The 24345-nt window shown below is 60.5% G+C and carries 25 protein-coding genes; 9 read left to right on the forward strand and 16 right to left on the reverse strand.

Going from position 1 to position 24345, the window contains the following annotated elements:
* Window positions 1-22 precede the first annotated feature (22 nt).
* Window positions 23-475: an Lrp/AsnC family transcriptional regulator gene (locus FS804_RS06170; RefSeq protein ID WP_144575619.1), complete on the reverse strand. Its 453-nt coding sequence runs from the start codon at window positions 473-475 to the stop codon at window positions 23-25.
* Between the two features lie 129 nt (window positions 476-604).
* Between FS804_RS06170 and FS804_RS06175 the strand changes: the two genes are divergently transcribed.
* Entirely contained in the window at window positions 605-1558 is a 954-nt protein-coding gene (locus FS804_RS06175) for a nucleoside recognition domain-containing protein (RefSeq protein WP_371417843.1), read from the forward strand.
* 78 nt (window positions 1559-1636) lie between these two features.
* On the opposite strand, the gene FS804_RS06180 is transcribed toward FS804_RS06175, so the two are convergent.
* Window positions 1637-3670: a methyl-accepting chemotaxis protein gene (locus FS804_RS06180; RefSeq protein WP_144575623.1), complete on the reverse strand. Its 2034-nt coding sequence runs from the start codon at window positions 3668-3670 to the stop codon at window positions 1637-1639.
* A gap of 273 nt (window positions 3671-3943) precedes the next feature.
* Between FS804_RS06180 and FS804_RS06185 the strand changes: the two genes are divergently transcribed.
* Together FS804_RS06185 and FS804_RS06190 are read left to right on the forward strand one after the other, a co-directional pair.
* Complete coding sequence (locus FS804_RS06185; protein WP_144575625.1) at window positions 3944-4696, forward strand: TlyA family RNA methyltransferase; 753 nt, start codon at window positions 3944-3946, stop codon at window positions 4694-4696.
* Window positions 4693-5943, forward strand: coding sequence for a class I SAM-dependent RNA methyltransferase (locus FS804_RS06190; protein WP_144575627.1), 1251 nt, complete (start codon window positions 4693-4695; stop codon window positions 5941-5943). Before FS804_RS06185 ends, FS804_RS06190 begins: the two co-directional genes overlap by 4 nt.
* Here the strand turns inward: FS804_RS06190 and FS804_RS06195 are convergent, their stop codons facing one another.
* The 3 genes from FS804_RS06195 to FS804_RS06205 all read right to left on the reverse strand — a co-directional run bounded on the left by FS804_RS06195 (window position 5944) and on the right by FS804_RS06205 (window position 9000).
* The gene (locus FS804_RS06195; RefSeq protein WP_144575629.1) at window positions 5944-6258 is read right to left on the reverse strand and encodes a hypothetical protein; all 315 of its coding nucleotides are present in this window, start codon (window positions 6256-6258) and stop codon (window positions 5944-5946) included.
* Window positions 6259-6446: 188 nt separating this feature from the next.
* On the reverse strand, window positions 6447-7205 hold the full coding sequence (locus FS804_RS06200) for a crotonase/enoyl-CoA hydratase family protein (RefSeq protein ID WP_144575631.1): 759 nt from the start codon (window positions 7203-7205) through the stop codon (window positions 6447-6449).
* A 10-nt stretch (window positions 7206-7215) separates the two neighbouring features.
* Complete coding sequence (locus FS804_RS06205; RefSeq protein ID WP_144575633.1) at window positions 7216-9000, reverse strand: acyl-CoA dehydrogenase; 1785 nt, start codon at window positions 8998-9000, stop codon at window positions 7216-7218.
* Window positions 9001-9220: 220 nt separating this feature from the next.
* Between FS804_RS06205 and FS804_RS06210 the strand changes: the two genes are divergently transcribed.
* Complete coding sequence (locus FS804_RS06210; RefSeq protein WP_144575636.1) at window positions 9221-10216, forward strand: transporter; 996 nt, start codon at window positions 9221-9223, stop codon at window positions 10214-10216.
* 59 nt (window positions 10217-10275) lie between these two features.
* Here FS804_RS06210 and FS804_RS06215 read toward each other — a convergent pair whose 3' ends face one another.
* The 4 genes from FS804_RS06215 to FS804_RS06230 form a co-directional block, all read right to left on the reverse strand.
* Complete coding sequence (locus FS804_RS06215; protein WP_144575638.1) at window positions 10276-10791, reverse strand: BA14K family protein; 516 nt, start codon at window positions 10789-10791, stop codon at window positions 10276-10278.
* 217 nt (window positions 10792-11008) lie between these two features.
* Window positions 11009-11470 carry a BA14K family protein gene (locus tag FS804_RS06220; RefSeq protein WP_144575640.1) on the reverse strand — a complete coding sequence of 154 codons (462 nt, stop codon included), beginning with the start codon at window positions 11468-11470 and terminating at the stop codon, window positions 11009-11011.
* A 172-nt stretch (window positions 11471-11642) separates the two neighbouring features.
* Window positions 11643-12725: a hybrid-cluster NAD(P)-dependent oxidoreductase gene (locus tag FS804_RS06225; RefSeq protein ID WP_144575642.1), complete on the reverse strand. Its 1083-nt coding sequence runs from the start codon at window positions 12723-12725 to the stop codon at window positions 11643-11645.
* A gap of 7 nt (window positions 12726-12732) precedes the next feature.
* Window positions 12733-13977: an aromatic ring-hydroxylating dioxygenase subunit alpha gene (locus FS804_RS06230; RefSeq protein WP_063947814.1), complete on the reverse strand. Its 1245-nt coding sequence runs from the start codon at window positions 13975-13977 to the stop codon at window positions 12733-12735.
* A 333-nt stretch (window positions 13978-14310) separates the two neighbouring features.
* Between FS804_RS06230 and FS804_RS06235 the strand changes: the two genes are divergently transcribed.
* From FS804_RS06235 to FS804_RS06245, 3 genes are all read left to right on the forward strand, one after another.
* A complete protein-coding gene (locus FS804_RS06235) occupies window positions 14311-14919 on the forward strand; it encodes a DUF6656 family protein (protein ID WP_063947743.1) in 609 nt (202 codons plus the stop codon).
* Between the two features lie 63 nt (window positions 14920-14982).
* Window positions 14983-15960: an L-threonylcarbamoyladenylate synthase gene (locus tag FS804_RS06240; RefSeq protein WP_144576348.1), complete on the forward strand. Its 978-nt coding sequence runs from the start codon at window positions 14983-14985 to the stop codon at window positions 15958-15960.
* A gap of 46 nt (window positions 15961-16006) precedes the next feature.
* The gene (locus tag FS804_RS06245) at window positions 16007-17467 is read left to right on the forward strand and encodes an FAD-binding oxidoreductase (RefSeq protein ID WP_144575644.1); all 1461 of its coding nucleotides are present in this window, start codon (window positions 16007-16009) and stop codon (window positions 17465-17467) included.
* Here FS804_RS06245 and FS804_RS06250 read toward each other — a convergent pair.
* The gene (locus tag FS804_RS06250) at window positions 17450-17968 is read right to left on the reverse strand and encodes a hypothetical protein (RefSeq protein WP_063947741.1); all 519 of its coding nucleotides are present in this window, start codon (window positions 17966-17968) and stop codon (window positions 17450-17452) included. The genes FS804_RS06245 and FS804_RS06250 overlap by 18 nt on opposite strands.
* Window positions 17969-18254: 286 nt before the next feature.
* Between FS804_RS06250 and FS804_RS06255 the strand changes: the two genes are divergently transcribed.
* Both FS804_RS06255 and FS804_RS06260 read left to right on the forward strand, forming a co-directional pair.
* Window positions 18255-19412, forward strand: a complete 1158-nt coding sequence (locus FS804_RS06255; protein ID WP_186376675.1) for a PA0069 family radical SAM protein — start codon at window positions 18255-18257, stop codon at window positions 19410-19412.
* A 442-nt stretch (window positions 19413-19854) separates the two neighbouring features.
* Window positions 19855-20511, forward strand: coding sequence for a ribonuclease HII (locus FS804_RS06260; protein WP_144575646.1), 657 nt, complete (start codon window positions 19855-19857; stop codon window positions 20509-20511).
* A 51-nt stretch (window positions 20512-20562) separates the two neighbouring features.
* Here the strand turns inward: FS804_RS06260 and FS804_RS06265 are convergent, their stop codons facing one another.
* The 6 genes from FS804_RS06265 to FS804_RS06295 form a co-directional block, all read right to left on the reverse strand.
* The gene (locus FS804_RS06265) at window positions 20563-21135 is read right to left on the reverse strand and encodes a peroxiredoxin (protein ID WP_144576350.1); all 573 of its coding nucleotides are present in this window, start codon (window positions 21133-21135) and stop codon (window positions 20563-20565) included.
* Between the two features lie 315 nt (window positions 21136-21450).
* Window positions 21451-21948: a pyridoxamine 5'-phosphate oxidase family protein gene (locus FS804_RS06275; RefSeq protein WP_144575648.1), complete on the reverse strand. Its 498-nt coding sequence runs from the start codon at window positions 21946-21948 to the stop codon at window positions 21451-21453.
* Between the two features lie 48 nt (window positions 21949-21996).
* The gene (locus FS804_RS06280; RefSeq protein ID WP_246665854.1) at window positions 21997-22689 is read right to left on the reverse strand and encodes a permease; all 693 of its coding nucleotides are present in this window, start codon (window positions 22687-22689) and stop codon (window positions 21997-21999) included.
* 177 nt (window positions 22690-22866) lie between these two features.
* Entirely contained in the window at window positions 22867-23352 is a 486-nt protein-coding gene (locus FS804_RS06285; RefSeq protein ID WP_063947735.1) for a F0F1 ATP synthase subunit B, read from the reverse strand.
* Window position 23353: 1 nt separating this feature from the next.
* Window positions 23354-23995 (reverse strand): F0F1 ATP synthase subunit B, encoded by a 642-nt coding sequence (locus FS804_RS06290; protein WP_063947734.1) that lies wholly within the window; start codon window positions 23993-23995, stop codon window positions 23354-23356.
* Window positions 23996-24076: 81 nt separating this feature from the next.
* Window positions 24077-24304 carry a F0F1 ATP synthase subunit C gene (locus tag FS804_RS06295; RefSeq protein ID WP_003494147.1) on the reverse strand — a complete coding sequence of 76 codons (228 nt, stop codon included), beginning with the start codon at window positions 24302-24304 and terminating at the stop codon, window positions 24077-24079.
* Between the last annotated feature and the right edge of the window lie 41 nt (window positions 24305-24345).

A 24345-nucleotide genomic window follows, 5' to 3' on the forward strand; every position in this document is an offset into this window, starting at 1 on the left:
TCCCCGCTGTATGCCACCGGTTTCAAATCCTGATGGCTGTTTCCTCTTTCGCCGTCTTGATAACGACCATCGTAAAAAAGCGCGCTACATTATTCTGGTCGCGGAACAACCGGTCACAGAGGGCGTCATATTCTTCCATATCGCGCAGCCGCAGCATCAGCACCACGTCTGTTTCGCCGGTCACCGCGTAGGCATGCGAGACCGCTTCCTCAGCGCTCGCAAGGTCCAGAAAGCGGCGCATCTGCTGCTCTCCGTGCTGTTTCAGCTCCACGGTCACCAGCGCCTTGAGGACGCGTCCCGCCTTTGCCGGGTTGAGAATGGCCACGATACGATCAATGATACCCAATTTATGCAGCCGCTGGACGCGCCGCAGGCAACTCGACGCGGACAGGCCCACCGCATCGGCCATCTCCACATTGGTACGTGATGCATCACTCTGCAAAAGATTGAGCAATTTTCGGTCGATCCGATCCATGAACGGCATCCTATCGTCCAACATCATCTTTGCAATAAAATTGCATAAAGCTGCAATCTTTGACCGCAAATGCGAATGGGCTGCGGTTAGTGAATGGAAACAGGTCTCGGAGAGGTTCACATGTCACTAATGCCGCTGCTTTGGAAGACAATGCGGGAAACGTTTGTCATCTACTGGCTCCTCTTGCGCATCACCGTTCCGATTGCGATTGCGACCGAAGTGCTGTCGCGGATGGGAGCGATCGAAGCCGTGGCGCCCGCTTTTGCGCCGGTCATGAGCCTCATCGGCCTGCCGCCGGAACTTGGTCTCGCATGGCTGACCGCGATGCTGATCGGTATCTGGGGGGCCGTACCGCTTATCTTCACGCTTGTCCCCGTATCTTCGCTAACCTCTGCGGATATCACCGTTTTTTCTGCGCTCATCCTGTTCGCCCATGGTCTGCCCATCGAACAGAAGATCATCGAAAGGGCCGGCCCGGGCGTGCTGATCACCACGACGCTGCGTGTCGGTGGCGGGTTGATCTATGCCTTTCTCCTGCACCAGCTTCTGCAAGGGACAGGCTGGTTATCAGGTCCGGTAAGTCCTGTCTGGATTGCGATGAGTGCTTCGCCCGATTGGCCCGCCTATTTGCTTGGTCTCGGTGAAACAATGCTCTGGATGCTCGTCATCCTTCTCGCCCTTTCTTTTTGGCTTGAACTCCTGAGGCTCACCGGCCTTCTGGCATTGATGATGAAAGCTCTGTCGCCCCTCCTGCGTCTTGCGGGCATTCGCGGCGAGGCCGAACATCTCACGGCTATCGGATTGTTCCTCGGCATTTCCTATGGTGCGGGTTTCCTGATCCGCGAGGCGCAATCGGGGGCGATATCACCCCGGCAGGTGTTTTTGTCCTGCGTCCTCATGGGGTTTGCCCATAGCGTGATTGAGGACACGCTCGTCGTGATGTCGCTCGGCGCGGATGTCTATGGCGTGCTTCTCGGGCGCCTCGTTTTCGCTGTCGCCGCCACCGCAGTCATCTCTGCCCTGCTTCATCGCCTGTCGGATGAGATTTTCTTTGCACGGATGTTCCGGCAACAGCGCGCCTAATGACCTTCAATTTGAAAATGCCGACACAAAACGGGGGCCTTTCGGCCCCCGATCCGTCGGTTCAATCTGAAGCCGCGCTCAAAACTCCGTCCAGTCCTGCTCCTTGGCAGCCGGCGCTTCTGAGCCGCCGCCGAAGGCGCGGGCGAGGCTTTGGCCGAGTGCGCGGGCGGGTGATGCGACGGGCCTTGCGGTTGCGGAGGCGGACTTAACCGGAGCCTTGCGGACCGGCGCGGCAGACGCAGGCTGGAAGGCAGGCTTGGCCGAAGTCTGGCGCGGAGCGGAATATCCGCCGGCACCGTTACCGGCACTTGCAACGGCCATCCGGGCGCCGCCCATGTTGAACTGGCCAAGCAGGCTGTTCAGCGCCTGCGCTTCGCGGGCCAGCGAATGGCTGGCAGCGGTCTGCTGTTCCACCATGGCCGCATTCTGCTGCGTGCCCTGATCCATTGTATTGACGGCCGTATTGATCTCCTGAAGGCCCGTCGCCTGTTCGCGGGCGGCAACGACAATTGCGCTCACATGGGCGTTGATCTCTTCGACTTCCGACACGATGAGCTCGAGAGCCTTGCCGGTTTCGTCAACGAGATTGACGCCGTTTTCCACCTGCTGGCTGGAGGCGCCGATCAGTGTCTTGATTTCCTTGGCGGCATTGGCCGAGCGCTGCGCCAGTTCGCGAACTTCCTGCGCAACCACCGCAAAACCCTTGCCGGCATCACCGGCGCGGGCCGCTTCCACACCAGCGTTCAGCGCGAGCAGATTTGTCTGGAAGGCGATGTCATCGATAACGCCGATGATATTGCCGATTTCGCCAGACGATTTTTCGATTTCGCGCATGGCGGCGACGGCCTTGCGAACGACAACACCCGACTTTTCAGCACCTGCACGGGCGCGCTGGACCAGATTGCCGGCATCTTCCGCACCGCGTGCACTATCACGAACGGTGGTGGTGACTTCTTCGAGCGCCGCGGCGGTCTCTTCGATGGAGGCCGCCTGCTGTTCGGTGCGGCGCGACAAATCGTCGGCGGCGGAGAGCATTTCGGCGGCGCCGGCATTGATGGCGGCGGCGTTTTCACCGACCGTGCGCAGTGCCTGTTGCAACTTTTCGACCGCGCTGTTGAAGTTTACGCGCACCGGATCGATCGCAGGCGCAAATGGTGTTTCGATGCGATAGGAAAGATCGCCATCCGCCAGTGCGGCGAGACCCTTGCCGAGCTCGGCGCTGGCAAAGGCGCTGGCGGCCTCGTCGCGCGCCTTTTCTTCCTCGTTGCGGCGGCGTTCCGCCTCGGTTGCGGAGCGCATGCGATCCGTCTCGCCGGCAAGGCGGGCTTTCTCAAGTCCGGCTTCCTTGAAGACCATCACGGCCTTTGCCATCTTGCCGACTTCGTCTCCGCGATCCGTTGCGGGAACTTCCGTGGTGAGATCGCCATCGGCAAGCCGGCTCATGGCCGCCGTCATGCCGACGATCGGCGTCACGATGGAACGCGACAGCGCCCAGATCAGGATCACAGCAAGAAGGCCGGCAACGGCACCGCCGCCCAGAAGCGCATATTCCAGATTGCGCGCGGCAGCCTGCTGTTCGACCGCATAACCGGTGGAGAGGGTGTTCAGCTGTTCCTTGATTTTGGCAGCGGCCGCGCGGAAGCCGTCAAGCTGGCCTTTCGCCTGGTTGCGACCGATTTCGATGATCTCGGAAATCGGTGCTTCAGTGGTCTTGCGGGCAGCGAGCTGGGGTTCCGCCAGTTCCTTGAAGAAGACGGTTGCGGATTTCTCCATATCGTCGATGGATTTCAGAATTTCGGGCTCGCCGGCGGCCAGGGCGCGCGCTTCATTGAGCTTCTTCAGCATAATGTCGCGCTGGGCGAAGACATCATTATAGGTGCTGTCACTGCGAAACAGCAGGAAGCCGCGCTGGTTGACCGCCTGCTCCAGCATCGCGGCGGTGGCGCCATCCACGGCATGCATGATGGTGTTGGTGCGGTTGCTCTCGATCGCGACACGCTCGCTCCCCAGCGTTTGCCAGTACACGACCGCGGACGCGAGCAGACACACGCCCATCAAGGCACAGAAGGTGGCTATGAGCTTCAGGTTAATGGGGAGATTTTTCAGCGACATCGCAAACTCTCTCGGCGACCCGATGCCTTCGAGCAAGAGGCTGCGCGGCAAAGGTCGCAATTTCAGGAATGGGAGAAGATGCCATCATGGCGGGTTCCGAAGGGCCGCACGGGCCTGGCCACACCCTGCAATACAAGCCTTTATATTGGATTAATCTGATATGCGGATTTTGCGGCGCAAAAGCCGCATAGGGCGGTCGCGCAGGCGCTGAAGGCGCCTGGGCGTGATAAATCGCTTGCATCGGCGAAGTTTGGCGGTCATTGACACGGGACCATGTCCAAAACACCTGAAAATGAACGGCTTGACCAGCTTCTCGTCTCGCTCGGCCACTTTGCCAGCCGCTCGCGCGCGCGCGACGCGGTGTCGCGCGGCACCGTGAGCGTCAACGGCAAGATCGTTACAAAACCCAGCCAGGCTGTCGCCGGAAATGCCGAAATCGCCATCAGCGACCCGGCGCAGGCCTATGTGTCGCGCGCCGCGCTCAAGCTTGTTGCAGCGCTCGATCATTTCGGCCTCGATCCCTCCGGCCGCGACTGTCTCGATGTCGGCGCATCCACGGGCGGCTTTACCGAGGTGCTGCTGGAGCGCGGGGCAGACCATGTCGTCGCCATCGATGTCGGCCACGGCCAAATCCACCCAAGGATCGAAAACAATCCACGTGTCACCAGTCTCGAAGGGTTGAACGCCCGGTTTCTGACGGCCGAGGATATCGATGAAAGGCCGGTCGGCTTCATTGTTTCGGACGTGTCCTTCATTTCGCTGAAGCTTGCTCTTGCCCCGGCACTCGAACTTGCCGAGCCGGGTGCACTCGCCGTCCTGCTGGTCAAGCCGCAATTCGAGGCCGGACGGGACGCCATCAGCAAGGCCGGGCTTCTGAAAGAACCGGAAACCGCGCCCGCCGTGGCGGCGGAGCTGGAACGCTGGCTTATCGAGGACATGAGGTGGAAAAGCCTCGGCCTCATTCCGTCGCCGATTGCCGGTGGCGATGGCAATGTCGAATTTCTTCTCGGAGGCGAAAAGCCATGAGCACGCAGACCGTTACCATCAAGAGCCTCGGCGCGCAGGGCGATGGCATCGCCCACTGTCCCGAAGGGCCGGTCTACGTGCCCTTCACGCTGCCGGGTGAAACCGTCGCGATCGCGAAGGTAAAGGACCAGGGCGCCGTCATGTCGGTTACGCAAGCCTCCGCGGACCGGCGCGAGCCTGCCTGCCGCCACTTCGGCCCCGATGGCAAGAACGGCACCTGCGGCGGCTGCTCCCTGCAACACTTCGCAGACCAGCCTTACCATGCCTTTAAGCGGGAACTGGTCGTTTCGGCGCTAAAATCGAAGGGCTTGACGCCCGATGTCGGGGATCTCGTCATCTGTCGTCCCGGCGAGCGCCGCCGCGCGGTGTTTGCCGCCCGCAAGACCGAGAAGGGCCTGCTGCTTGGTTTCAGCCAGGCGAACAGCCATCACATCGTCGCCATTGAGGAATGTCCCGTCACATCGCCGGGCATCGTCTCCCGGCTGGATGCTATCAAAGCCATCGGTCTTTCCATAGTTGCGAACGCCGAACCGTTCCGCATCACGGTTCTCGAAACGCTTTCAGGCCTCGATATCGCTGTCGAGGGCATCAAGTCGGTCAGTGACAAGCAGCGCCGGACGCTCACGGAGACGGTTCTTGCAATGCGCGGCATTGCCCGCGTTTCGCTCTCAGGGGAAATCCTGATCGAACCGCAAAAACCGATTATCGAGTTCGGTGGCGTGTCGGTATCGCCGCCCGCCGGCAGCTTCACGCAGGCGACCAAACAGGCCGAAGACGCCATGGCCGAACTCGTGCTTGCCCATGTCGGCAAGTCCAAACGCATTGCCGATCTCTTCTGCGGTTCCGGCACCTTTGCGCTGCGGCTCGCGCGCATCGGCAGGGTGCATGCCGTGGAGGCTGAAGACAAGCCGTTAAAGGCGCTGGATTTCGCCGCCCGCAACACGCAGGGTCTGAAACCCGTCAGCGTCGAGAAGCGCGATCTTTTCCGCCGGCCGCTGATGACAAGCGAACTCAAGAATTATGACGCCGTCGTGTTCGATCCGCCGCGCGCCGGCGCGGAGTTCCAGTGCAAGGAACTGGCGCGCAGCACAGTCAAGAAGATCGTTGCCGTCAGCTGCAATCCGCTGACGCTGGCGCGCGACCTCGCCATCCTCACGGAGGGCGGCTATCGCATCACGCGCGTGACCCCGGTCGACCAGTTTCTGTGGTCGCCGCATGTGGAAGCGGTGGCGACGCTGGAGAAATAATCACCAGGCCGTATCGACCGTGCCGCTGCCGACCACACCGGAGCAGCGGCAGGCGCCGCCAACGCGCCCGCGCTCCAGCGGGCACACATAGGGCCGACGGCGATTGGCGCTATCGGGCGGGGTGATGACGCAGACAAATTGTGCGCGGCGCTGGGGGTCGCGAGTGTTGCGGGAATAGAAATTCGGGCTGTCCTCGTCCGAAGACTGCGCCAGAATGACGTTGTTACTCGCAACCGGCAACGGCGTGATCGCTGCTGCCCCTGCGGCAGTCGCGGCGGAAAAAAACACGGACAGGGCGAAAACGACGTGACGCATGCGAGAAGCCTTCGGACGGAGGTTGTGATCCGGCTTTGCTGGACCGGTTGCACCGACCATACATAATAGGCGTGCGCAAAGACAGCGGCTTCAAACACTCGACGATGCCGACTGTTTCTTCTCCCCGGCGGGGAGAAGAAACCTGCGGCGCGCTCCCAGCAGAGAGCGACTTATCGTCTTCTAGTGGCTTAACGCCGCATGAAGGCCTCGAAGGCAGCGCGTGCTTCGGCGCTTTGCAGCTGCGCGACGAAATGGCGACCTTCTTCTTCGATGCGTGCCATGATCTCGTCCCGGTTGCCGCGCACGAGATCGCGGGCGATCTTCAGCGCTTGCTGTGGTTTGGCGGCAAGCCGGGTGGCGAGCGCCAGCGTTTCCGCTTCGACGTGTTCGGGCGCGACGACCTTCCAAATCAGCCCCGCCTGCAACGCCTGCTCGGCGGAAAAGCCCTCGCCCATCGCAAGCAGGGCGAAGGCGCGCTGGTGTCCGATGAGTTTCGGCACAAGCAGGCTGGAGGCCGCTTCCGGAACGAGCGCGAGATCGACGAAGGGCGTCCTGAACAGGCTGCGGCCGGAGGCGACCGTGAGGTCGCAATGCAGGTTCAGCGTCGTGCCGATGCCGATGGCGAGCCCGTCCACGCCGGAAACCAGCGGCTTTTCGAAGGCAACCAGCGCCTTCAGAAGGTCGAGCGCCGCGAGTTTGCCCTTCCCGCCCGACATAGCGAAGGCGAGGAAATCAGCCATGTCGTTGCCGGCAGAAAAGCAGCCTTCCGTGCCGAGAAAGGCAACGACGCGGATGTCGGGATTGGCATTGGCGGCGTTGAGCGCCTCAGCCATGCGCAAATACATGGCATCGGTAATGGCGTTTTTCTTCTCGGGCCGGTTGAAGCGGATGGTCAGAACCTCGGGCGCATGGCCAACCGGCTCGATAAGAATGTGATCGTCCGACATCTGAAACTCCTTACGCCAAGAGGGAGCGCGCAGCGGCAAGGCTTCCAGCCCCTGAGACTACACGGTCCTTCAGCGCTGCGGTTTCCGCCAGCAGGTTTTCCGCCGCGAAACGGCATAGCGCGGCACGATGTGCGCCCCTGCCATCATCGACGGCGGCCAAAGCCCCCTTGGCAAGATAGGCACCAGTGAGCGCCAGCCCGAAGAGACGTTGATAGGCCGTCGCGCCCGCAAGTGCGGTTTCGGTTTCGCCCGCCTTCATGCGATCGAGAAGCCAGTCGGTCGTCGATTCAAGATCGGTCAGGCTTGTTTCGAGATAGCGGGCCGTTTCGCCGAGATCGTCGCGGTTCGAAGCGGCCGTCCGGGCAGCGATCTCGTGCAGTTCGGCGATGAAGCCGCGCACCTGCGCGCCATCGGAGAGCGGCAGCTTGCGCAGCACCAGATCGATGGCCTGAATGCCGTTGGTGCCTTCGTAGATCGGCGCGATGCGGGCATCCCGCAGATACCGCGCAGCACCCGTCTCCTCGATGAAGCCCATGCCGCCATGCACCTGAATGCCCATGGACGCGACATCGACGCCGGCATCTGTCGAGAAGGACTTCGCAATCGGGGTAAGAAGGGCAGCGCGCTCCTGCCAGTGAGCGCGCTGCCGGGCGTCTTCGCTGGCATGTGCCATGTCAATGGCGTGTGCGCAGCTGAAAGAAATCGCCCGTGATCCCTGTGTCAGTGCCTTCATCGTCAGAAGGGTTCTGGCGATATCGGGATGTTCGATGATCGGGCTCATGCCGGAACCCTGCCAGCCGGGCGCCTTGCCCTGCGTGCGCTCTTTTGCGTATTGGACCGCCTTCTGCGTCGCCGCTTCGCAGATCGCCACGCCCTGCATGCCAACGGCAAGGCGGGCGTTGTTCATCATGGTGAACATACAGGCAAGACCCTTGTTCTCCTCGCCGACCAGCCAGCCGAGCGCGCCTTTTTGATCACCAAATTTGCCATCGCCGAAAATCATCGTGCAGGTGGGCGAGCCGTGAATGCCAAGCTTGTGTTCCAGCGAGTGGCAGAACAGGTCATTGCGGCCGCCCGGCGCGCCGTTTTCATCGGGCAGAAACTTCGGCACCAGGAAAAGCGAAATGCCGCGCGTGCCCGCCGGTGCATCCGGCAGGCGGGCGAGAACGAGGTGGATGATATTATCGGCCGCGTCGTGTTCGCCCCAGGTGATGAAGATTTTCTGGCCAAAGATACGGTAGGTACCGTCGCTGTTTCTTTCCGCCCGCGTCTTCAACCCGCCAAGGTCCGATCCCGCATGCGGTTCGGTAAGGTTCATGGTGCCGGTCCACTCGCCGGACACGAGTTTTGGCAGATAGGTGCGCTTGAGATCATTGCTGCCGTGGGCGATGAGGGCCTCCACCGCGCCCATTGTCAGCGTCGGCGCCAGCGCAAAGGCCATCGAGCCGGAATTCCACATTTCAAGCGCTGCGACGTTGAGCATATGCGGCAGGTTCTGGCCGCCGAATTCTTCCGGCGCGGTCAAGCTGTTCCAGCCCGCTTCTGCCCAGCGGCGATAAAGATCAGCCCAACCGTCAGCCGTTGTGACCTTGCCGTCTGCAAGCGTCGCGCCCTGACGGTCACCGATATCCGCAAGCGGTGCAACTTCTCCCGTGGCAAAACGACCGGCTTCCTGAAGAATGGCATCGACGAGATCTTCACTGAGGTCTCCCAGCACACCCTGCGAGAGCGCGTCTTCAAGACCCGCTACATGCTTGAGTGTAAAGGCGATATCATCCACCGGCGCGCTGTACATGCTGCGTCCTCCCGAAGCTCTTGTATCCTGCTACTGACTTCGGGCTAAATGATTTTTACGTAAACGTCAATTTGAAAATTCCCGCGACTTCGAGGGGATTGTTATAAAACTGTCATGTGAATTTGCTCAGCATGCGCAGACAAGCGCCTCGCCGCTGCCGCCCCACGACCGGAACGACGACGCCTCCCCTCTTTCCATTCAGCCGGTCAGGACTGTCACGATGGACCTCATAACACCTGCCATTCCCGGCCTTGTCTGGGCCTATCATTTCCATCCAGGCAACGCCCCGTGCCGGCGGATGGCGCCCGATGCCGGTTTCGAGGAGATGGCTGGATATGAGGGGTTCTACTGGCTGCATCTCAACCTCGCCGACCAGCGCGTTGCGGGCTTTCTTGAAACCATCGTCGGCCTCGACCCAGCCGCAAGGGCGAGCCTCACCACCCATGAGACACATCCCTCCATCGTCGTGGAGGAGAAATCTCTCTATGGCACGCTGGTCGACTTCCAGCGGGAGTTCGACCAGGAAACGCGCAATTTCGGCTGGCTACATTTTGCCGTGAGCGATCGCTTCATCATCACCACCCGCCTGCAGCCGCTGCATTCGGTAGACCGGTTGAAGGCAGCAATCGACAAAAACTCCAATCGTTACCTGACACCCTCGCATGTGTTTGAAGGTCTCGTCGCCGAATTCCAGCGCTCGCTCATCAATCTGGTGATGGAGACGACGGAAGAGCTGAACGCCATCGAAGATCTTGTTTATGACAGCGAGACCCGAGACGAGCGCCGCCGGCTTGCGCCGCTACGCCGTACGGTGGTTCGTCTGCACCGCCATTTGCGCACCGTGCTGACTTTGATGCGGCGTGCCTCCGCCGCTGACGTGGACGAAATGCCCGCTGGTTTCGAGGACGTCGCCTCCCGCCTGATGGGAAGGCTGGAAGCTGTCGACCACGACGTTTACGCGCTGCAGGACCGGGCACGACTATTGCACGAAGAAATCGATTCCAAACTCTCGTCAGAAACCAATCGACATCTCTATATATTGTCGCTGATGACCGCATTTCTGCTGCCGCCGTCGCTGGTAACAGGCTTTTTCGGGATGAACACGGATGAACTGCCGTTCACGGTCGGCACGGGCGGCACCATGCCGGCCAGTATCTTCATCGTCATTTCAGTGGCGCTGGCATGGTTTGCGTTGAAGCGCGCGCGCATCCTCTGACAGCAAAAAGCCGCCCGGGGACGACCGAGCGGCTTCTTCAATTCTGGTTCGCCAGTCTATCAGCCGTAAGGCGAATAGCAGGTCTGGCGTGGGCCATGATAGGGCTGGAACGTGTTGCTATAGGCATCGTAGGACCGATAGCGGCCATAGCACCAGTTGACGTGCGCCTGATTGAGACCGCCGCGACGGACCGGGCGATATTCGCGATACACCGGACGCGGACGGTATTCGGGCACCGGGCGATATACCTCGCGCGGCTGCGAAATAGCGCCGCCAATGATGGCGCCCGTTGCAAAGGCTGCAAGCGGGAACCAGTAACCGTCGTGGTGACGATAACCCGGACGGTAATCCCGGTAACCACGATGGCCGCGGTACCAGCCACGTCGATCACCCCAGCCATCGCGATCGCGCCAGTATTGGACGTTGACGATATTCTTGCTGGCGTCATTGCCGGTGGTTTCGACTGCCTTCGGCGCCGCCGGCAGCGGCATGGCCGCTTCTGCCGGCACAATCGCCCCTGCAACCACGATTGCAGAAAGACCGACAGCCAGTATATTCCTCACATAGCTTTTCATCTGACTTCCTCCATTCACGACGGTCGACAGGCCGTAAGACGTGAATTTCTGTTGTTCTGTTTTCCGCCTTTGTACGGGCGGCGTCGTATACCTCTACAGCCTAGGGACGTATGGCTGAACCTACGATTAACGGCCCGATCACGCTTCGTTTATCAAAAACCCGGCGTTTGCGGGCGCAGACAAAAGCCCGGTGAAAACCGGGCTTTTGCTTTTGCAATTAGCGGCTGTAGGGCGAGACGCAGACCCGACGCGGACCGCTGTTCGGCTGGTACGTGTTGTCATAGGCGCGGTAAGAGCGCCAGCGGTTCTGACACCACGACACATGGCTGCCGCCATAGGCCGGCCGCGGCTGCTGCATCGCGCCGCCGATAATGGCGCCTGTAGCGAAAGCAGCAAGCGGGAACCAGTAGCCATTGTGGTAACGGTAGCCCGGGCGACGGTCGCGATAGCCGCGGTGGCCATTATAGAAGCCGTCGCGGTGCGGAGGCGGGCGACGCATATGGCGGCCATCCCAATGGCGGCGGCGATCCCATTCACGATATTGGACCGGCACGACGTTTTCAGTCGCGACAGCCGGCTTGGTCATCGGAACCGGTACCTGGAACGCCTGCGATGGCGTGAAGCTAGTGAAGAACACGACTATCGCGGTAGCGACGCTCGTTGTCCGGAAATTCAGCATGATCTTCCTCCATTTGCTTTGACGCCTTTGTCAGCGCCTTTCACCGTGCTCTAGTCGGAGATCAGGGAGCCCCCCGCCCGAAAAGAATTCGATGACGTGCAAACGAGTTTCGGAAAATTTGGTTCCAGCTAACTATCCGGGTACAAGAGGATGGAGCGAGACGCCGGTGGCGTCAGGCCTCCACCTTGACGTCGGTCAACGGCCGCGAGCAGCAGGCAAGAATGTAGCCTTCCTCGATTTCCTCATCGAGAATGCCGCCATTATGGTTCATCTCCACTTCGCCGGAGAGCTTCAGCACCCGGCAGGTGCCGCAGATGCCGGATTCGCAGGCAGCGCCGATGCGCACGCCAGCGGCGCGCGCCGTCATCAGCACCGTCTGCCCTGGCTGGCAGGCCAGCTCCTTTCCGGAAAGCGTGAAACCCACCATCGACACAGCTTCGCCATCAGCACCGGTGAGAACTGTTTCTCCGACCGACACCGGAGCGGCCGGTGCAAAGCTCTCCTGATGGAACCGGCTCATATCGAAGCCGGAGGCGTCGAGCATCGAGCGGACGGCGGCCATGAACGGTTCCGGCCCGCAACAGAAGACGGTCCTATCCATGAAATCGGGCGCCAGAAGCGCGATCTTGGCCTTGTCGACCATGCCTTTGAGGCCGGACCAGAGGTCGGTGCGGCCACATTTTTCGACAATGAAGCCGAGCGACAGGTTCGGCATGAAGCGGGCGAGATATTCCAGCTCATGCCGGAAGACGATATCGCCGGGGGTACGCGAACAGTTGATGAAGGCGATGTCGCTCTGTGGGGCGCGGTCGCTCATATCGCGCACCATCGACATCATCGGCGTGACGCCGGAACCGGCCGAGATGAAGAGATATTTGTCGCCGGGGTGCTTAACGTAGGAGAAGTCGCCAAGCGGTCCGAGCGCCCGGATTTTCATGCCGGGCTTCAGATTGTCGAACATCCAGCGCGTGCCAATGCTGGTGGCCTGCGCCTTGACCGTGACCGAGAGCGCATAGGGCCGCGACGGGCTGGAAGACAGGGTGTAGGTGCGGTAAAGCGGCTCCGCACCCACGGGCAATTCCAGTGTGACGAACTGGCCCGGCAGATAACGGAACCAGTTCTGATCCTCGGAGCGGAACAGAAACGTCATAACGTCGGGTGTTTCCGGCGTCACTGAAATGCATTCCAGCAGCTGGAGCTTGTCGCTCCACGGCTTCATCTCGTCTATGTGCTTGTACGTCACAACCATATTCATCTTCACATTACGCTACAGCCGAGAGCCGGGCCTTGTCGCCGGACAGCCGGTCGACCATGAAATCGGCATACCAGTTGACGAACTGCATCACCCCGCCTTCGTCTTCCATGGAATATGGTCCGGGCTCGTAGGCAGGCGAGCGAATGCCGAAGGCGTTTTCCTCGACGATGCGGCGGTCCTGGTCGTTGGTCTCGTTCCAGACGTGGGTCAGGTCTTCGAGATCGTAATCCACGCCTTCAACGGCATCCTTGTGCACCAGCCATTTGGTGGTGACCATCGTTTCCGTGGCGCTCAGCGGCAGCACGCGGAAGGAAATGGTGTGATCGCCGAGGAAGTGGTTCCACGTCGTCGGGTAATGGAACAGCAGCAGAGCCCCGATGTGGCTTATGCTGACATCGTCAGACAGCGGCCGACGCACGGCACGCTTGCCGGACATGGTGTAGCTTTCGGCCTCACCGATCAGCGGCATCCGTGCAACGCGGAACTGGCCCTTGGGGTCGATCTTGAAACGGCTCGGCAGGCCGGCGGCCTCGCAGCGAGCCCAGTGACCACCGATTTCGGGGTCGCTGGCGCCGCCATCCGTTCCCGTCACGCTGGGGTTTTCAGGATAGGTGCGGCAGAGTTCCGGGTGGTTTGCAGCGCAATGGTAGCACTCGCGGTTGTTTTCCCAGACGAGCTTCCAGTTGCCCTTTTCGATGATGGTGCTCTCATGGGCAACCTTCGCCTCCCAGATGCGGTGCGGCGCCATGTAGCTTTCGACTTCCTTGCGCATCGGCTCGAAATCCGCCGGCTGATCGGCAAGGCAGATGAAGACGTAACCGGCAACCGTCTCGCAGGCGACCGGCTTCAGGCCGAAATCGCCCTTGTCGAATTCCTCGCCCATGTGACGCGCGAAGAGGAGCTTGCCGTCGAGATCGTAGGTCCACTGGTGGTAAGGACAGACCAGACGGGCCGACTGACCCTTCTGCGTGGTGCAGACACGGGACCCGCGATGGCGGCAGGAATTGTGAAAAGCGCGGATCTGGCCATCGCGACCACGAACGATCACGACGGAATAGGCGCCGACCTGCACGGTGAAATAGCTGCCGGACTTCTGCACTTCGCAGTCATGGCCGACAAACAGCCAGTCGCGATACCAGATCGTCTCCATATCGAGCTTGAAGTAATCCGGGTCCGTGTAGAAGGGCTGTTCCAGGCTGAAGCCTTCGCGGCGGTTTTTCAGCTGGCGCAATACGGTATCACGCAATTCCATGGCCAAATCCTCGATCAAACCGCTTTGCCCGGCACCATTTGCGGGGTTGCGGAACCATGTCCTCATCTAAACACCGGCGGTCATTTGCGGCAGCACAAACAGCGACATTACCTTCCGCATTGGCGACAAATTGCGACATGCGCAATTCCCCGTCTGAAGCCTGTTCCGCCGGGAAATCCGGCGGCTATTCAATGCCGCAGATAACGTCGCAATATGACGCATCATGTCGCGCTCGTTGCCGTTCACCCGACAGAAAACGGGAGGCGGCGCGCAACGGAGTATTAACGCGCCCTAAACTATCTTGTCGCATCGACAGCAACGGGGACGCTTCCGGTGGAGAAGGCGACACGCATACGCTATTTCGATGCGAGCAGGCATTCGATCACACCCATTCGATCGAAAACGGCGCATTCAGACTTTCTGCGCACCGGCCGTATAAGCCGTTACGAGGAACGCTGGCTGCCGCGCGAACGCGTCTATTACAGCCACGAGGAAGTGGCTGCACTGACCGGTCGCAAGCTCGAGGCGGCGGCCGATGCCACACACAGCCGCCTCAACGCCTTTCACGACTCCATCCGTTTCCCCAAAATGGTCTTCCACCATCTTTTGAACGACCGTCCGCATCTTGGCTATTGTCACGTCACGGCGGCGAAGACCAGTTTCGATGCGGAGCGCCATGTCCTCTGGTCCTTCTATTTCGCGAATTTCTTTGCCGAATTGAGCGGCAACGACAACTTCTTCGAAAACATCGATGCGCGGTATTCCCGCATGTATTTCGCCGTTGCGATCAACACGCTTCCGGACCGGCCGGTGGCGGTCGATACCTCCTTCCATCGCGGCGGCCTGCTATTCCAGACCCACGACCCGCGGGTAGCGCTGAAAAACGTGCTGATGCTCGGGGCGCGGTCCGAAGAGATGCGCAAGATCATCAGGGCGATATAAGGCAGGATTGCGCTTTCCATTCCGGCCCGAAATACGCTATTGAGCGGCCTGAAAGGCAGCATCATGGCGCGTCATATCAACATTGAAACCGAGCGGGACACCGCCCTGCAGGCATCTGTTGCCGAGCTTTCCGCCGGGCGACCCATCGCCCTGCCGACGGAAACGGTCTACGGCCTTGCCGCCGATGCTACGAACCCGGCGGCAATTGCCAGCATATACGAGACAAAGGGCCGGCCGCAGTTCAATCCGCTGATCTGCCACATGGCCGATCTCGCCATGGCAGAACGTTACGCGGTTTTCGACCCGGTATCGCGGACGCTCGCGGAGGCCTTCTGGCCCGGCCCGCTGACGCTGGTGCTGCCGCTGAAAGCCGGCAGCGGCATTCATTCGCTGGCGACGGCCGGGCTCGATACCGTCGGCATCCGCGTTCCCCAGGGTTTTGCCGGCGATCTGATCCGCCGCTTCGACAGGCCGCTCGCGGCCCCGAGCGCCAATAGTTCCGGCAAGATCAGCCCGACGAGTGCTGCCCATGTGGAAGCCGACCTCGGCCAGAAGATCAATCTCATTCTCGACGGCGGGGCCGCCTCCGTTGGTGTTGAATCCACCATCGTCAAGGTGGAAGCGGATGGCCGGGTGCGGCTGCTGCGCCCCGGCGGCATCGTCACCGCGGAGATTGAGCGTGTTGCCGGTCTCAGGCTGGAACGGCCGGAAAAAGCCTCGGCCGCCATCGAGGCCCCGGGAATGCTTGCTTCGCATTACGCGCCGGGCGCCACTGTGCGCCTCAATGCCACCTCGGTTCTGCCCGGTGAAGCGCTGATCCGCTTCGGCGGCATCGCCATATCGGGCGAGGAGCGCGCGCATGCCGTTCTCGATCTCAGCCCCGCTGGCGATCTTGCGGAGGCTGCGGCCAATCTGTTCGATTATCTGAAGGCCGCCGATGCGAGCGGTGCGGACACGATCGCCATCACCACCATTCCCACCCATGGCCTCGGAGAGGCGATCAACGACCGCCTATCCCGCGCCGCCGCGCCGCGAGGCTGACGTCGCTTACCCGCTTCGCCCCCGTTTTAAAGACAGCGAGATGCCCATGACGACCACCGCCATCCCCTCCTCCGAACTCCTCGACCGCTTCACCGCCATTGTCGGCGAAAAGAACGCGGTGCGCGACCCGGCGGAAATGGCGCCGCGCCTTGTCGAAAACCGCGGGCTATATCGCGGCGCTTCGCCGCTGCTGCTGAAGCCCGGTTCCGTCGAAGAGGTCTCGGCCATCCTGAAACTCGCCAGCGAGACCGGCACGCCCATCGTGCCGCAAACCGGCAATACCGGCCTTGTGGGCGGCCAGACGCCGCGCGCCGATGGGGGCGATATCATCCTATCGCTGGAGCGCATGAACCGCGTCCGTGACACCGACCCCGTCGCCAATATCATCGTCGCCGATGCCGGCTGCATTCTTGACGACATTCACAAGGCCGCGGATTCAGTGGAACGCATGTTTCCGCTGTCGCTCGGCTCTCAGGGTTCCTGCCGCATCGGCGGCAATCTCGCCACCAATGCCGGCGGCACGGCGGTGCTGGCCTATGGCAACATGCGCCAGCTCTGCCTCGGGCTCGAGGTGGTGCTGCCGACAGGCGAAATCTGGAACGGGCTGCGCCGGCTGAAAAAGGACAATACGGGCTACGATCTGCGCGATCTCTTCATCGGTTCGGAAGGCACGCTCGGCATCATCACCGGCGCGGTGCTGAAGCTTTTCCCCAAACCGCTCGGCCATCAGGTCGCTTTTGCCGGACTTGCCTCAACCGGGGACGCCCTGAAACTGTTCGAGATGGCCTCCAATCTCTGCGGCACGGCGCTGACCGGTTTCGAGCTTATGCCGCGAATCGGCGTCGAATTTACCGCCAGAAACATTCCCGGCGTGCGTGATCCTCTGGAACAGCGCCATGACTGGTACGCGCTGATCGACATCTCTACCTCCGATTCGGCCGAAACGGCCGATACGATGATGCAGTCGCTGCTGGAGCGCGGATTTGAGGCGGGGCTGGTTCAGGACGCGGTCATCGCCGCATCTGAGGCGCAGAGACAGGCGCTTTGGCACATGCGCGAGAGTATATCGGATGCACAGAAGCCAGAGGGCGGCTCAATCAAGCACGATGTTTCCGTTCCTGTGTCAAAAATACCGGAATTCATGGCGACGGCGGAAAAGGCCGTGCTTGCCGCCATTCCCGGCGCCCGCATCTGCGCATTCGGCCATCTCGGTGACGGCAACATCCATTACAACATCTCCCAGCCCGTCGGTGCCGACAAGGCAGAATTCATCGGCCGCTGGCGGGAGATGAACGAAATCGTGCATGGCATCGTGCTGTCGCTCGGCGGCTCGATTTCGGCCGAGCATGGCATCGGCCAGCTGAAGCGCGACGAACTCGCCGCCATCCGGCCCGGTATCGAAATGGAGCTGATGCGGCGCATCAAGCACGCCTTCGATCCTGTTGGTATCATGAACCCCGGCAAGGTTCTGGCGGGGTTACCACTCGCGCTAAGCCAGCGTCCGTAGCGCCCAGGCGGGCGCCAGTTCCGCATTCAGGCGGCGCGACTTCGTCCCGGCTACCAGTTGCGTCAGCCCCATGCCCGGCTTTGCGATGGACAGCGCTTGTTTTTTGGGGAGGAGATAGCCGTTCTCCAGTGGTGGCGTGCGGCGCAGCATGCGGCTGAAGATATTCCGCCGATGGTATCGCGACGGCGAAAACCGGGCAGGCTCAGCGCAGATCGCGACATACTCCAGAATTTCGTCGATCCAGCCCGCCTGCGGGCGCGCACCGGGCTCGATCAGCAACAGCCACCCGCCACGCGCCGACTGCACGATCTCCTCAATATTCCATTGCCCATAAAAGCGGCAGCCGGCCGCATCCGCGACGCGCGATGATCCATCGCGCGACCCGTGATCGAGGATAACGACGTCGCTTACAAGGCCTTCCACGGCTCCGGTAACAAGCGCAGATAGCGTGTGCGCCAGCTCCGGTTCCTGATCCCGGCATTCCATGATGACTGTCAACATAGGCATAGCTCTAACGCATCGCACAATAAATTGCCACTGGGCCAACAAGGGGAAAATCCGCGTCTCGTTACACCGGTTCAGGCCGGTCATTAATAGCGTTTAATGAACCAACGGGTGGGGCGACCCATCCAGGAACGGCCTTTTCTTGATTTTTGTTCTTGTATTGTTCTCTTTGATGATGTAGGAATTTAATCATTGGAAGAGCGACTGACTGTCGCTTCCGAAGGACACGGTTTAGGGCGTTGAGCGTGCCTTTTGCGGCGCGTGGCGCTCTGGGAGCATCCAGATGAGAAACCATACGCTTGACGGGCAGGCTGCCTTTCAGCCAGGCCATATGCCTGACATGGCCAATGCGATCGCCGATGCATCCGGCCTGCGCATCGAGATCGATCGCCGCCGCGGTCGGGGCGCCGGACTGAACCCCGAGGGGCGCTTCGAAGCCTTGCAGCGCGAGGTTTTCGACGACGGATGGCAGACGCTCGAGGATATGCCGGAGTTCCGCACGGAAGTGCAGGTGGAAAAACCGCGCAGCATCATCACCCGCAACGAGTCGCCAGACATCCCCTTCGACCGTTCCATCAACCCCTATCGCGGCTGCGAACATGGTTGCATCTATTGTTTCGCTCGGCCGACGCACAGCTATATGGGGCTTTCCGCCGGGCTCGATTTCGAATCGAAGCTCTTCGCCAAACCGGATGCCGCGAAACTTCTGGAACGCGAACTGGCAAAGCCGGGTTACAAGCCGCGTGTGATCGCCATCGGCACCAACACCGACCCCTACCAGCCGATCGAGCGCGAATGGCGCATCATGCGGCAGATACTGGAAGTGCTGGCAGAGGCCGATCACCCCGTCGCTATCGTCACAAAATCAGCGCTCATCAAACGGGATATCGATATTCTCGGGCCGATGGCCAAGAAGGGGCTCGCCAAGGTCGGCATGTCCGTGACAACGCTGGACCGCAAGTTGTCACGCAACATGGAGCCGCGCGCCGCGACACCTGAAAAGCGGCTGGAGGCCGTGAAGGCTCTGACAGAGGCCGGCATTCCCGTGGCCGTGATGATGGCGCCTGTCATTCCAGCCCTTAACGATCACGAAATCGAGCGCATTCTCGAGGCTGGCAAGGCCGCCGGCGCGACGGAGGCCTCCTACGTGCTGTTGCGCCTGCCGCTGGAAGTGAGCCCGCTGTTTCGCGACTGGCTGCTGCGCACCTATCCCGACCGGTACCGCCATGTCATGTCGCTGGTACGATCCATGCGGGACGGTAAGGATTACGACGCGGAGTTTGGCAAGCGCATGAAAGGCGAAGGCCCCTATGCCTGGCAGATCGGTCGTCGTTTCGAAATGGCGACGAAGCGGCTTGGACTTGTCCGACGGGCCATTCACCTGCGCGACGATCTCTTCGTGCCACCCGGTGGTTCGGGCGTGCAATTGTCGTTGCTTTGAGAGCCGGACGCTGAAAGTGACTGGGGGTAATCGATGCACGGAAGAATTCAACCTCCCCTTTGGTTTCAGCCGAGGATCTTATTCGAGCGCGATAGCGACTCCCGGCTCCAGCCCGAAGAGGCTGTCGAACAGGATGGTAACTCGCCGACAACAGGAGGCTTTTTGAGCCTCTCATAAACGGAATTCCAAAAGATGAGCAGCAACCTTTTCACCTGTTGCTCTCGATGACATGCCCGGCTGGTTTCCCTGGCCCGCCGGACACAGCCCCCGGATCCGCCGCCTCGCGTGCGATCGTTTTCCTCCGCCGCCCCATTGGAGGATCGAGGTCATGACGACCTTAAGGGCACGGTGAGCCACGCCCCTTGACCCCGGCTCCCCGCGCCTGTCATCGCCCGCTTCCGGGGGCTTGCAGGAGATCGGGTGTGTATGCGAGTTTCGCCGCATGAAACGCACGGCCACACCCGATTCTCCTGCCCTTTTCGATCTCGCCGAAACCGGCCCGGATTTCTCGTTCGAACTGGAGGCAAAAAAGAAAGGTCTCTGGCCCGTCGCGGGTACGGACGAGGCCGGCCGGGGACCGCTTGCCGGCCCTGTGGTTGCGGCCGCCGTCATTCTCGATCCCGATAATATCCCCAAGGGTCTGGACGATTCCAAAAAGCTGACAAAGCAGAAACGAGAGAGCCTGTTCGTCCAGATCATGGAAAGCTCGATTGTTTCCGTCGCCTCCTCCGGCCCAGGCCTGATCGACACGATGAATATCCTGCGCGCCAGCCTCGACGCCATGCGCCGCGCCGTGCTCGGCCTCGAAATCCCTCCTGCCCTCGTGCTGGCCGACGGTCGCGACCGGCCACCTGGCATTACTTGCGAATCCAGGGCCGTCATCAAGGGCGACTCCCGCTCCCTTTCCATCGCCGCCGCCTCGATCATCGCCAAGGTGACCCGCGACCGGATGATGGAACGCGCTGGCGTGGTGCACACATCCTATGGCTTCGAAGGCCACGCCGGCTACGGCACGCCCGCCCATCTACGCGCCATCGAAAGCCACGGGCCTTGCGCGCTGCACCGCATGAGCTTTCGGCCGCTGAAGCGGGAATTATAGTGGCCGGGTGATGCGGCTCCACCTAAAACTTCCGCCATCGACGCAGACAAGTCATGGACCCGTCTCGGCAACACCATTGGTTTTCAACCAACTGATCACCGCGTCTGCATTCTTTTCCGGCGGGTGCACGGGATAAAAGACATGCCTGATAACACCGGCCTGGATGATCATCGTAAGCCTTCGTAACAGGATCAGGCCACCGGCGTGGAACCTTGGTAAGCCAAGGGCCGATGCAAGGAGAAGCGAATGATCGGAAAGAAGTGGGAACGGAAGGTGGAGCCGTTCCGCGGCTTCGCGTTGATACTCCGTGGTTTGGGTCGACAGGCCGAATAGATGACTGACACCCAATTCTTTTAATTCAACGAAATGGTCTCGGAACGCGCAGGACTGCGGTGTGCAACCTCTCGCCCCGGGGATCGCGTCCCACCCGTCAAGTGCTCTCCCTCCCGGAGGGCTCGTCCGAGGATAGGCATAGACCACGGAAAGCCCCGGACTGCAAAGATCCACGGTAGTTCCATCTGTCGCCTGCAAAGCGATGCGTGGCACTTCCATGCCAAGCAGGTGATCCGCGCTTCCATCGTCTTGGGGCCACAGTTCGGTACTATCATTCTCCGTCACATTCATTGCGGCCTCATCGTCGTTACTGGGCGCGAGGATAAACGCGGTGTCTTCTATCCTGCCGGGGTGGGTATAATAGCCAAAGTCCCCATCTCCATTCTCGGATGATCAACAACATTCTTCAGACACACAGCATCCCCATACAAGGTACCGTCGGCCTGTATAATTGGGTGACACAGCGATATTGTCGAGAAGAGGCATGACGAACCTTTCAGATTGATCGCCAACCACGTCTGATAGGATTGAGAATTGCTAAGATTTGCACGCGATCGGCCACGACGAGACTAATTTCGCCTTGGACAGAAACCCATCGTGTTCGGACTATCGCTCCGATGAAGATTCTTGATATGGAAGCGCCTGTATAGGCCGCACGCCGTAGGTCTCATAAGCGCTTTGCATTCTTTCACTCTCACTGCGTTCGGGAAAGAGCTTGTAGCTGGGCGCCCAAATTCGGGAAACGCGGTCGATTTTGACCGCGATGACATTCCGGATTGGAAAATCATCGCCTGCCGTACGGCGCAGATCGACACTAAACGCGTCAAAATCGGCGTCACTGGGAGCCAGAATCGTGGCATGGCCGGTGAGTTTGAAGCCTTTCTGACGAAACACGTCAATGAAGCTAACGCACACTTTTGGTCGGGCTAGAGCGTTGTGAACGCTATGCGACGACGCGATATCGGCGATGACGATGTGGTCGTCACCGTAGCTGGTGAATATCTCCTTTGGCGTTACACTGGGCGTACCATCGTCGTCGATGGTTGCCAGCCAGCAGAGCACTGAGTTCTGCAGGTCAACTTTGATCGCATCGTTGATTTTCATGGCTTTCCTCCCGTTTTTGCGCGATGGCCCCGAGCATGATGGGTCATATCATCCGGCCTGCCCGCTTATGGTCGAGAAGATGGTGCTCGCTTCAATCGATATGAGCAGCGCAAGCGCGAGCGCCACGAAACTCGCCGCAACAAAGGCAGCGGCGAAAATCAGGCCCGACTTGATGAGGCCAATGCGGAGTTCGCCGCGCAGCCAGCGAATTTCCGCCTGGGCGTACCAGAGGGCGGCAAGTGCAACGATCATGAGACCGAAAGTCATTCCCTGTCCACCCGGCATGGTGACCACATCCAACCCGAGGACCAGGATCAGCGTAAAGGGTGCTGTTACGTAGCATTGACTGAAGAATGGAGGTCGCAACGAGTTGCGTGTCAAGCGCATCTTTCTCAAACGCAGCGCAGCGACCGCCATGCACAGAGGATAGACGCTGAATATGACCCCTCGCGCAATAAGCAGGTTCGACCCGGAGCCCAGTTGCCTGGCCGCGAGGTTGGCATCGAATATCGAGGGGAGCGATGCGGTGAGCGCTTGGGACAGAAGCAACGTTATCAGCAGAAAGAGCGGCGGGCTGAGCGTATCGTCATATTGATCTTCAAGCCGGTCATCGAGTTCCGTATCGGCATAACGCATCATACTGAGTGGACTGACGACGGATCGCCACATGGTCATCGGATAAAACACAAGCCACGAAACCAGCTCATAAAGCAGCTCTTCGAGGGATTTCAGTACCTTCATGAAATCCAAACTTCGACCTCCGTCACTCGTGCATCCACCACCTGACGATGCTAGCAGCGCAAACGAGGGCAGTCACCATCGTCAACATGCGTGAGGCAGATGATCAAAAGAAAACCCCTCACAGCGGACTGGAGGGGTTTCCAATTTCAAGACCATCCAAGGCCTTATGGTCGCGTGTTAGTTCAGCTTCGACTTCACTTCGCCGATCGTGGCGGTGAAAAGCTTGGCCTTTGCGGCGGCCGTCGTCTTCTCCGCCAGCAGCTTCTCGGAAGCGGCGATGGCAATGTCGACGGCGGCGGCGCGGACGGCGCCGATGGCGTCTTCTTCGGCCTGCTTGATCTTCTGTTCCGAAAGAGCCGTGCGGCGGGCGACGAATTCTTCCGTCTTCTGCCTGGCTTCTTCGGTCAGTGCTGCTGCTTCGCGCTCTGCGGCGGCGACGATGCCGGCGGCTTCAGCTTCAGCTTCCTTGCGCTTGCGCTGATATTCAGCCAGCAGGTGCTGGGCTTCTTCACGCAGGCGCTTGGCTTCGGCCAGCTCGTCCTGGATGTTCTGCGCGCGCTCGTCCAGAGACTTGGAGAGCATGCCCGGAACCTTGAGGTAAGCGATCAGGACGAAGAAGAGAACGAGACCGACGAGAGCGAAAAATGATGCATCAAATGCCATGTCAGGCTCCCTTCACGTTCGAAGCGGCGGCAATCGCTGCCTTCACGTCCGTGTCCTTGACCTTGGCGCCAACCAGCTGGTTGACGATTGCGGTCGCGGTTTCCTCGGCGATTGCGCCGACATCAGCGAATGCCTGTTCCTTGATGCCTGCAATGCGCTTTTCAGCGGCGGCAAGCTTTTCCGCCAGACCGGCTTCGATAGCGGCGCGGTCGGCATCGGCCTTGGCTTTAGCGGCGTCACGGGCCGCGGCGCCGATCGAGCTTGCCTTGGCGCGGGCTGCCGCGAGTTCTTTTTCATAGGTTTCGACGGCTGCGTCGGCTTCGGCCTTCAGCCGTGCCGCTTCGTCGAGATCCTGTGCAATGCGTCCGTGACGGTTTTCGAGAATGCCGCCAACGCGCGGAACGATGACCTTCTGCATGAGCAGGTAGAAAAGGCCAAACGTAATCGCCAGCCAAAGGACCTGCGATGCATAAGTAGACTGGTCGAACGGCGGGAAAACGCCGGAAGAACCGTGCTCGGCGCCATGCGCTACACCGGTTTCCGTGTGCGTGGCTTCCGGTTGCGGCTGGCCAACGGCCGGAGTTTCCGTATGCGTTTCACCTACGGTCGGTGCTGACTGGGCATAAGCCTCGGTCACGAACATGCTCACCTCCAGGGGGACTGCAAATGCGAAGGATCACGGCACGCTATCGTTGCGGGCCGTGATCCAGACCTGATGCCGTTATCAGACAGCGAACAGGAGAAGGAGAGCAACGAGCAGCGAGAAGATGCCCAGAGCTTCCGTAACGGCGAAGCCGAATACCAGACGGCCGAACTGGCTGTCGGCAGCAGAGGGGTTGCGCAGTGCGCCGGACAGGTAATCACCGAAGATACGGCCGAGTGCGAGGGACGTACCAGCCATGCCGAGGCATGCGAGACCTGCGCCGATGTACTTTGCTGCTTCCGCTTCCATGTGAGACTCCTTGAGATATAGGTTGTTGCGGCTGTTTTTGA

Source organism: Agrobacterium sp. DE0009 (assembly GCF_007680755.1).
In the GTDB taxonomy this organism is placed as follows: Bacteria; Pseudomonadota; Alphaproteobacteria; order Rhizobiales; family Rhizobiaceae; genus Agrobacterium; species Agrobacterium tumefaciens_B.